Here is an 8,920-nt window from a genome sequence, read left to right as displayed (position 1 = left end):
GGAAGCTTGGACGCCGAGGTTGGCGAAAGGTATGGGGACGCTGGTGCAACACGTGACCCAGGGTTTCAAGGCGATGCCGCCGCGTGGTTTGTGCATGGACTGCAGTGCCGAGGATTACCAGGCCATCATCCTGTGGATGAGCGAGAGTAAGCCCGGTCCATAACTTAACCCTTAGCCGTAGTTGGATTAGCTGATGAACAAATTGATCGTGAGTCTGCTGTTGACCGTGGGAATTTCAGGCTTCGCCCATGCTGCCGGCGATGCCGCAGCAGGCCAGGCCAAAGCTGCCGTGTGCGGGGCCTGCCATGGCCCGGACGGCAACAGCATGGCGCCGAATTTTCCGAAGCTGGCAGGTCAAGGTGAACGTTACCTCGACAAGCAATTGCACGACATCAAGTCGGGCAAGCGCGTGGTGCTGGAGATGACCGGCCTGTTGACCAACCTGAATGATCAGGATCTGGCCGATATTTCCGCCTACTTCGCCAGCCAGAAAGGCAGCGTCGGTGCCGCCGATCCAAAGATCGTCGCTCGCGGTGAAGCGCTGTTCCGTGGCGGCAACCTGGAAAAAGGTCTGCCAGCCTGCACCGGCTGCCATTCGCCAAATGGTGCCGGCAACGCTGCAGCAGGCTTCCCGCATCTGGGTGGCCAGCACGCTCAATACATCGCCAAGCAACTGACCGACTTCCGCAAGGAAGACGGTGGTCGCGCCAATGACGGCGACGCGATGACCATGCGCACCATCGCACGCAAGCTGAGCGATGAAGACATCGCTGCGGTTTCCAGCTACATCCAGGGCCTGCACTGAGGCTCTGATTCGAGGGTTGAACGAGGCGCGCAACGCCTGCCACGTTAACGCTCGATTAATCCTTCGCAGCGAGTATAAAAAGGGTGGCTCAGGCCGCCCTTTTTTGTGGCCGCTGCCGTTACACTACAGCACTCATGCCCGCCAGGATCTGTGTCAAAACAGGTCGAGCGAGGCGACCCAAATTGTTCAGGAGTAAAGCATGCGTAATCTGATCATCAGCGCCGCACTCGTCGCTGCCAGCCTGTTCGGCGTCACCGCCCAGGCCGCTGAAGCCCCTGCCGCCCCTTATGTCGAACTGGCCAATCCGGTGCCGGTGGCAAAGCCTGGCAAGATCGAAGTGGTCGAGCTGTTCTGGTACGGCTGCCCGCATTGCTACGCCTTTGAACCGGTGATCAATCCATGGGTTGAAAAACTGCCATCCGACGTCAATTTCGTACGCATCCCTGCCATGTTCGGTGGTCCATGGGATGCTCATGGCCAAATGTTCCTGACCCTGGAAGCCATGGGTGTCGAACATCAGGTTCACAACGCGGTATTCAACGCGATTCAGAAAGAACACAAGAAGCTCACCGACAAGAACGACATGGCTGACTTCCTCGCCACTCAAGGCGTAGACAAGGACAAGTTCCTCGCCACTTTCGACTCGTTCGCCATCAAGGGTCAGATCGTCAAGGCCCGCGAGCTGGCCAAGAAGTACGAAATCACTGGCGTGCCAACCATGATCGTCAACGGTAAATACCGCTTCGACATCGGCTCCGCCGGTGGTGCCGAACAGGCACTGAAACTGGCTGACGACCTGGTCGCCAAAGAGCGAGCGGCAACCAAGGCGGCTGCCAACTAAGCGCGGCTTTCGCCATGCGCCGCTGGAAGTCCGAACGCATCGTTGGGCTGCATGATCCGCAGGTCAACGAGCATCACCTGGCGTCTACGGGCCTGCCCGCGGACCAGCGTCTGCGCTTGCTCAGTTTCAACATCCAGGTCGGCATCAGCACCGAGCGCTATCGCCATTACCTGACCCGCAGCTGGCAGCATCTGCTGCCGCACAACGGGCGTTCCGGCAATCTGCAGAAGATCGGTGATCTGCTTGGCGACTTCGATCTGGTCGCTCTGCAGGAGGCCGATGGCGGAAGTCTGCGCTCAGGCTACGTCAATCAGGTCGAACACCTGGCCCACCTCGGCGCCTTTCCCTACTGGTATCAACAACTCAATCGCAACCTCGGCCGACTGGCCCAGCACAGCAATGGCGTGCTCAGTCGCCTCAAGCCGTGGGCGATCGAAGATCATCCGCTGCCCGGCCCGAAAGGTCGCGGCGCGATCCTGCTGCGTTTCGGCGAAGGTCCGCAAGCGCTGGTGGTGGTGATGATGCACCTGGCCCTCGGCGCGCGGACGCGCAGCCTGCAACTGGCCTACATTCGTGACTTGATCAGCGGCTACAAGCATCAAGTGCTGATGGGCGACATGAACACCCATGCCAGCGACTTGCTCGAACATTCGCCGTTACGCGATCTCGGCCTGCTGGCCCCGCAGGTGGAAGCGACCTTCCCCAGCTGGCGCCCACAGCGGTGCCTTGATCATATTCTGCTCAGCCCGACCCTGACTTTGGAAAAGGTCGAGGTACTGGCCCAGCCCATTTCCGATCACCTGCCGGTCGCGGTGGAAATTCGTCTGCCGGGTTCGCTCACGGCCGACGCATTGCCCGCGTTGAGCCCTGCCCCTCGCGGAACCTGTGAATGAGCGACGACGCCCAGCGCTGGAAAGAGAAGTACCTCAAAAGTATCGAGCAGCAGGACAAGCTCGAACGCCGCTGGGCCGCGCGACTCGACCTGCTGCGACGCGGTCTGGTGCGCAGCACGCTGGCGGCCGAAGGCACCGACAAGGCTGTCGATCAGTGCATGAAGGAGATGCGCGAAGTCGTGCGCACCGATGACATGGACGCCGGCCTCGCCGCCCTGCTCCCGCGCCTGGAAAAAGCCGTGCTCGACTCGGAGCAGCGTCGTGAGACCCGTATCGATCAGGTCAGCACCGCGCTGACTGCGCTGGTCACCCAGCTGCAAGCGCTGCCATTGCCGCGCGAAGTTGCGCAGCCGCTGAAGAAATTCGCCAAACAACTGGACAGCCGCGTCGGTCAGGCGCGGGAAATGCCGCTGCTGCTGAGCGAACTCAGTGGCTTGCAGGGCAAGGCCTTGAGTCAGTTGGAGACGCCCGCCGAGCCGGGCCGGCCGGGCTTGTTGCAGCGTCTTTTCGGCAGTCGCGAGCCTGACGAATCCATTGCAGCGCTCGCAGACACTTCAGCCGCACCAGCGCCGCAGCCGGTCGCCACCGCGCAACCTGAACCGGAGCCAGCGCAAATGGCACCGATCGCAGACGCCGAGCCTGCGATTGTTGCGCCCGCCGCGACCGTCGAGGCGCCTGTACAGGACTCGCCCGAAGCGCAAATCGTCGCGTTCGCTACGCCTGTTGTCACCGTCGATGTCGAGCCAATGCCGCTTGAGCCCGCCGCTCCGGCCGCGCCAGACTCAGCTGCGCAACCACTCGTTGCCCAGGCATTCAACCCGGACGAACTGAGCCATCCCGGCGATCCATCGCCGCTGATTCTCGACACTCTGCCCTTGCCCGAGCCGATCGCCCAAGCCTTGGCTGCCATCGACCCGGATCAGTCCGAGCACGACATCCTCTTCGCCCTGCCGGACTCGCCCGAGCCGTCCTACAGCTCCGTGGCCCGGCATATCGAAGACACCTTGATCGGCCTGCTCGACGACCTGACCCTGCCCGAGCGCCACCGGCCGCAAGCCGAAGCCATGCGCGAACGGCTCAAACATGGTCTTAACTGGTACGAATTGCTACCGATCCTCGACGATCTCGCAACCTTGATGCTGGCGATTACCGACAGTGGCCAGCATGAATTCGAAGCCTATCTGCAGCAGCTCAACGAACGCCTCGAAGCGTTTCAGAGCAATCTGCAAGCCGCCAGCGAAGGGCATGCCGACAACAGCTCGGCGGCGCGGGCCATGGACACTCAAATCCGTGAACAGGTCGACGGCTTGCAGAGCAGCGTCCAGCAAGCGGCCGACCTCGATGACCTCAAGCATGTGCTGGAGAATCATCTGGAAGGCCTGCTGGGAACGATGGACCAGCACCAGAAGCAGCGCGACACCCGCGAGCAGGAAGTCGCCGCCAGACTGAAAAGCCTGTCGGAGCGGGTGGCGCATATGGAACAGGAAGCCTTGGGCTTTCGCGAACACCTTGAGGAACAGCGGCAGAAAGCCCTGATCGACCCGCTGACCAGCCTGCCCAACCGCGCGGCGTGGAGTGAACGCCTCGAGCATGAAATCCAGCAATGGCAGCAGCATGGCAATACCTTGAGCCTGGCCATGCTTGACCTCGATCATTTCAAGCGCATCAACGATAATTACGGTCATCTGGCCGGCGATAAAGTCCTCAAAATCATCGCTACGGTACTGCGCAAACGCCTGCGTGGTTCGGACTTCATTGCCCGTTTCGGCGGCGAAGAATTTGTCCTGTTACTGCCAGCAACGCCGCCGGCGGTTGGCGCAAAATTGCTGGAAACCCTGCGCGCAGCGATTGAAGCCTGCCCGTTTCACTTCAAGGGTGAGCGCGTAACCATCACGGTTTCCATGGGACTCGCATCGTTCCGAACTGGAGAACATAGCGATCTTGTGCTGAAAAGAGCCGATCAAGCGCTGTATCGGGCGAAAAATGCCGGCCGCAACCGAGTGGAGCTGGGTTGAGGCAATTGTTCCATTTTGCTTAAATTCGCCCGCTGGCGGCCTCAGGTGAAATCCGTACGTTACACTGTTGCATTATCGTCTTCTGCGTACCGTCCTCTGCCTATGAAATTTTTTGCCCTTGTTGCTTCGCTGCTCGTCCTCGCTGGTTGCGCCAGCGGCCCGCGCTACAACACCAGCCATCCGTCAGCCAATTACGACAGTCGCATCCAGTTCGTTGTGGTGCATTACACCTCGGCGTCGCTGGAGCGCTCGCTGCAGTTGCTGACCCACGGCGAGGTCAGCAGCCATTACCTGATCGGCGATGACAAGGGCGGCACGATCTATAAGTTGATGGATGAAAACCAGCGCGCCTGGCACGCCGGCGAGAGTCAGTGGCAGGGCCGGACCTGGTTGAATTCCAGTTCTATCGGCATTGAAATCGTCAATCCCGGCTACAAGGACACCCCGACCGGGCGCCTGTGGTACCCCTACAGCGAAGCGCAAATCCAGTCGCTGATCACGCTGCTCAAGGACATCAGCAAACGCAACGGCATCAGCTCCCGGCACATCATTGGCCACAGCGACATCGCGCCGCTGCGCAAGCTTGATCCCGGGCCGCTGTTCCCGTGGAAGCGTCTGGCTGATGAAGGGCTGGGGCTGTGGCCGAACGAGCAAGCGGTGGCACGTCAGCAGGCAGTATTCGATAGCAGCCCGTTGCCGGAGATCGGCTGGTTCCAGGCGCAACTCGCGCGTCTGGGTTATGACACGCCGCAAACCGGTGAGCTGGACGTCGCCACGCGCCATGTCCTCGCCGCGTTCCAGATGCATTACCGCCCTGCCCGCTTCGACGGCACGCCGGATGCGCAAACTGCAGCACTTCTTCTGGTGCTCAACCAGACAAAATAATGACGCCCGCCCGACGGTCAGGGCGAAATCGTAATCAGCAGCTATAACTCATGGTAATTCTTCGGAAATCCCTTGATGGCTGCAACCCGAGAGACGCTGCGTAGCTGGTTTTATCGCCCTGTTTTTTTGGCGATGATTGCGGCTGTCCTCAGTGCCAGTCTGTTGATTGCCGGCGGTATGTTCGCGGCGATGCGCCAGATGGAAATGCGCGAGAGTCAGGAGATGAACGCCCAGGGCGAGCGCTTTCTCGCCCGTCTCGAACAATTGTTCGGCCAGTTGCGCGAAAGCCTCGACGATCTCGAAGCCCAGCCCTTGCGCGGCTGCGACGAGGAAATGATCGCGACGTTGCAGCAAGTCACCTTCAACTACCGCTTCGTCTATGAAGCCGCATACATGGACGCCTCGCGGTTCTGCTCCAATCGCCCGCATCAGGAAGGCCTGTCATTGAATCGCGCGCCGGACATCCAGGGCCCGACCTACAGTTATTGGCTGAACACCACGACCGAACCGGATGAAAACCGCGCGGCGCTGATGCTCGGCCGCGGCAATTTTCGCGTCGCTACCTCACGCGGGCATTTGACCGACATGGTCGATCTGTCGCCCGGCAGCAGCCTGCTGGTGGTGCTCAATCACGGCACTCGTGCCATCCCGGTGCTGGGCACTGAACAGGCCTGGCCGCCGACCGAACCCTGGCCACCGAAAAGCCGTGATGCCCTGCAAGTGACGCAGACGCGGCTGATTTACCGTATGCCCACCGACAATCCGGAATATCAGCTGGTGCTCATTACGCCGCGCACTGGCATGCATGTCCCGGCTGTGTGGTGGTGGCTGTTGCCGGTGTGCCTGATTGCCGGGGCCATCGTCGGTTTCCTGACCTTCCTGCTGGTGCGCCAGCGCCAGTCCCTGGATGCCGAGCTGCACGGAGCGATCCGCCGGGGTGAGCTGCAGGTGCTGTATCAACCGATCTTCGACCTCGACAGCCGCAACTGCGTTGGTGCCGAAGCCTTGCTGCGCTGGCGCCGCCCGGACGGCACCCTGACCAGCCCCGACCTGTTCATTCCAATGGCGGAGAACACCGGACAAATCCGCCAGATGACGGACTTCGTGCTGCAGCGCCTGCTTGAGCAGTTGGGCCAGTTACTGCGCGCCAATCCGCAGCTGTACATTTCGGTGAACCTCGCCGCCTGCGATGTCATGGTGCCGCGCATCGGCCAGGTGATGGCGCGCCTGCTGGCGCTGCACCGTGTCGCCGCGCGGCAGATTGCCTTCGAAGTCACTGAACGCGGCCTCATCGATGTGGTGGTGGCGAGGGAAAATCTGCAAGCCCTGCGCGATGTCGGCCATCAAGTGCTGATCGATGATTTCGGCACGGGCTATTGCAGCCTCGCCTACCTGCAGACCCTGCCGGTGGACTGCCTGAAGATCGACAAGGCCTTTATCGATGCGCTGGGCCATGACGCGGCGAGCAGCGGCGTCGCGCCACACATCATTCACATGGCGCAGGCGCTGGATCTGAAAGTGATTGCCGAAGGCATCGAGCTGGAATCCCAAGCGACATTGCTCAGCAGTGAAGGCGTCAAATTCGGACAGGGCTGGTTGTTCGCCCATGCGCTGAGCGCCGTGCAATTCATCGAACTGATCACTCGCGGCAGACGCCTCGCCGGACGGCGTATGGACGACGAAGCTTAAACCGCCAGCGCCATGTAGAACTGCGTGCCCTGCCCCGGCCGCGAATAAACACCCATGCGCCCGCCGTGCAACTGGACGATTTCCTTGCACAGCGCCAGCCCGAGACCGGCGCCGCCCTTCTTGCGTCCGACCTGCACGAACGGCTCGAAGATCCGCCCCTGCTGGCCGTAGGCAATGCCTTCGCCATTGTCTTCGACGCTGATGATCACCCGCTCGCCATGGCGGCGCGCCTGCAGACGGATCTGCCCGTCGCGGGCGGTGTGGCGCAGCGCATTGTCGATGAGGTTGTCGAGGACGCGATCGAGTTGCGCCTGATCCGCCTGCAACCTCGGCAATGGCCCTTGAATCTCGACATTCAGCGCTACACCTTTGGCCGCCGCCGCGTCGGCAAAACGCAGTTGCGCCTGCTCCAGCAAGTCTTCGATGGAGCATGGCGCCAGGGTGAGTTTTTGCAGACCGTTCTGGTAACGCGAGAAATTCAGCAAGTCATTGATCAACTGCATCAGACGCTGCATTTCTTCGTTGACCGTATCCAGCAGGTCAGCCTCGCGCGACTCCGCCGGGAATTTCGCCCGCTCGCGAAACAACCCGAAGGCCATGTGCATGCCCGTCACCGGCGTGCGCAGCTCATGGGAAGCGCGCAAAACAAATTCGCTACGGACCCGCTCGAACGCACGTTGTTCGGTGACATCGTGCAGCACCATGACCGCGCCGAGAATATGTCCCTGGGTGTGGCTGACCGGCGTCAGGCTGTAGGTCAGCAGACGCGACTCGCCATCGACTTCGATGCTGAGATCTTCCGGCGCCCGTTCCAGCGTGCCGCCGCGCAGGACCAATTGCAGCTGTGCATCCAGCTCCGGACGACCGAGTGCAGTGCCCAGGCCCTGGCCGAGTCGGTCGTCTTCCCAGCCCAACTGGCGCTGAGCCACCGGGTTGAGGTGTTCGAGCTGGCCCTGGCGATCAATCATCAACAAACCGTCGTCGATACTGTCGAGCACCGCTTGCAAGCGCTGCTGACCGGCCAACAGTTCGTCGACATTCATCGCCTGGTGTTCGCGCAATGCCTCGGCCATCAGGCCGAAGCGCCGCGACAACAGATTCACTTCCATGGCCGTGGAAATCGGCAGGGTCACGTCATAGTTGCCCTGGCCGATGTTGTCGGCAGCTTTGGCCAGCGCTTCGATAGGCGCGCCGAAACGTCGGGCGATGCCTTGAGCGGTGACGAAACCGATGATCAGTACCGCCAGCCCGACCAGGCCAAGCAGCCCGGCAATCAGCAAGGCGCGTTCGCGGGCAGCGTGCTGAACCGCGTTGATGGTTTCCAGCGCGTGTTTGTGCTCAGCGATCAAACCATTACGAAGAATATTGAAGCGCTCGCGGAAATCCGCGCTGGTGCTGGCGTTCCTGGCCGCTTCGGCAGTCACATCGAACGAGGCAAGGAAGTGCAGGTAATCGGCCTTGGCCTGGCGGAAACCGTAAGGCTGGTCATCGCCCTCCTGCTGCTGGGCGATGCCCTGATCGAGCAGCTCGAAATAGTGTTGCTTGGACGCTTCGAACGCAACGGGATCGGGTTTTTCCGCGAGCATGATGATCAATTGATCGCCAAGGGTCTGGCGCAGCTTGAGTCCCAGATCCAGCGTGACGAAATTGCTGCGTACCAGCGCTTCCTGGGACCCGGCCATCTGCATCACGCTGACCAGCCCGAGCAGAAGCCCAAGCAAGGCCACAGTGATCAACGCAGAGATGCTCAGGAACAGGCGCGTACGCAGCTTGATCGCCAGTTTCATCGCGC

General features: G+C 61.2%; 8 protein-coding genes. 7 read left to right on the top strand and 1 reads right to left on the bottom strand.

Annotated features, from left to right (window positions below):
• The 7 genes from ACIGDJ_RS24300 to ACIGDJ_RS24270 form a co-directional block, all read left to right on the top strand.
• On the top strand, positions 1-163 hold a 163-nt coding region (locus ACIGDJ_RS24300; RefSeq protein WP_397504629.1), incomplete at its 5' end, for a c-type cytochrome.
• Between the two features lie 30 nt (positions 164-193).
• On the top strand, positions 194-805 hold the full coding sequence (locus tag ACIGDJ_RS24295) for a cytochrome c (protein WP_101159668.1): 612 nt from the start codon (positions 194-196) through the stop codon (positions 803-805).
• A gap of 199 nt (positions 806-1,004) precedes the next feature.
• On the top strand, positions 1,005-1,646 hold the full coding sequence (locus ACIGDJ_RS24290; RefSeq protein WP_039757142.1) for a thiol:disulfide interchange protein DsbA/DsbL: 642 nt from the start codon (positions 1,005-1,007) through the stop codon (positions 1,644-1,646).
• A 14-nt stretch (positions 1,647-1,660) separates the two neighbouring features.
• Positions 1,661-2,539: an endonuclease/exonuclease/phosphatase family protein gene (locus ACIGDJ_RS24285; protein ID WP_101159670.1), complete on the top strand. Its 879-nt coding sequence runs from the start codon at positions 1,661-1,663 to the stop codon at positions 2,537-2,539.
• A complete protein-coding gene (locus tag ACIGDJ_RS24280) occupies positions 2,536-4,554 on the top strand; it encodes a diguanylate cyclase (protein WP_397479853.1) in 2,019 nt (672 codons plus the stop codon). The genes ACIGDJ_RS24285 and ACIGDJ_RS24280 overlap by 4 nt, the downstream gene beginning before the upstream one ends.
• Before the next feature lie 102 nt (positions 4,555-4,656).
• Positions 4,657-5,439 carry an N-acetylmuramoyl-L-alanine amidase gene (locus ACIGDJ_RS24275; protein ID WP_101159672.1) on the top strand — a complete coding sequence of 261 codons (783 nt, stop codon included), beginning with the start codon at positions 4,657-4,659 and terminating at the stop codon, positions 5,437-5,439.
• A gap of 75 nt (positions 5,440-5,514) precedes the next feature.
• A complete protein-coding gene (locus ACIGDJ_RS24270; RefSeq protein WP_178081212.1) occupies positions 5,515-7,128 on the top strand; it encodes an EAL domain-containing protein in 1,614 nt (537 codons plus the stop codon).
• Here ACIGDJ_RS24270 and ACIGDJ_RS24265 read toward each other — a convergent pair.
• A complete protein-coding gene (locus ACIGDJ_RS24265) occupies positions 7,125-8,915 on the bottom strand; it encodes an ATP-binding protein (RefSeq protein WP_397479852.1) in 1,791 nt (596 codons plus the stop codon). The two genes, ACIGDJ_RS24270 and ACIGDJ_RS24265, sit on opposite strands and share 4 nt — an antisense overlap.
• Positions 8,916-8,920 lie beyond the last annotated feature (5 nt).

The organism is Pseudomonas sp. NPDC079367, assembly GCF_044542195.1.
Taxonomy (GTDB): Bacteria; Pseudomonadota; Gammaproteobacteria; order Pseudomonadales; family Pseudomonadaceae; genus Aquipseudomonas.
Note: the sequence above shows the minus strand (reverse complement) of the source record. Positions and strands in the feature narration are given on the sequence as shown.

Coding starts and splice junctions, on each gene's coding strand:
- ACIGDJ_RS24285 (WP_101159670.1), top strand. CDS start 1,661: ATGCGCCGCTGGAAGTCCGAACGCATCGTTGGGCTGCATGATCCGCAG.
- ACIGDJ_RS24295 (WP_101159668.1), top strand. CDS start 194: ATGAACAAATTGATCGTGAGTCTGCTGTTGACCGTGGGAATTTCAGGC.
- ACIGDJ_RS24275 (WP_101159672.1), top strand. CDS start 4,657: ATGAAATTTTTTGCCCTTGTTGCTTCGCTGCTCGTCCTCGCTGGTTGC.
- ACIGDJ_RS24265 (WP_397479852.1), bottom strand. CDS start 8,915: ATGAAACTGGCGATCAAGCTGCGTACGCGCCTGTTCCTGAGCATCTCT.
- ACIGDJ_RS24290 (WP_039757142.1), top strand. CDS start 1,005: ATGCGTAATCTGATCATCAGCGCCGCACTCGTCGCTGCCAGCCTGTTC.
- ACIGDJ_RS24270 (WP_178081212.1), top strand. CDS start 5,515: ATGGCTGCAACCCGAGAGACGCTGCGTAGCTGGTTTTATCGCCCTGTT.
- ACIGDJ_RS24280 (WP_397479853.1), top strand. CDS start 2,536: ATGAGCGACGACGCCCAGCGCTGGAAAGAGAAGTACCTCAAAAGTATC.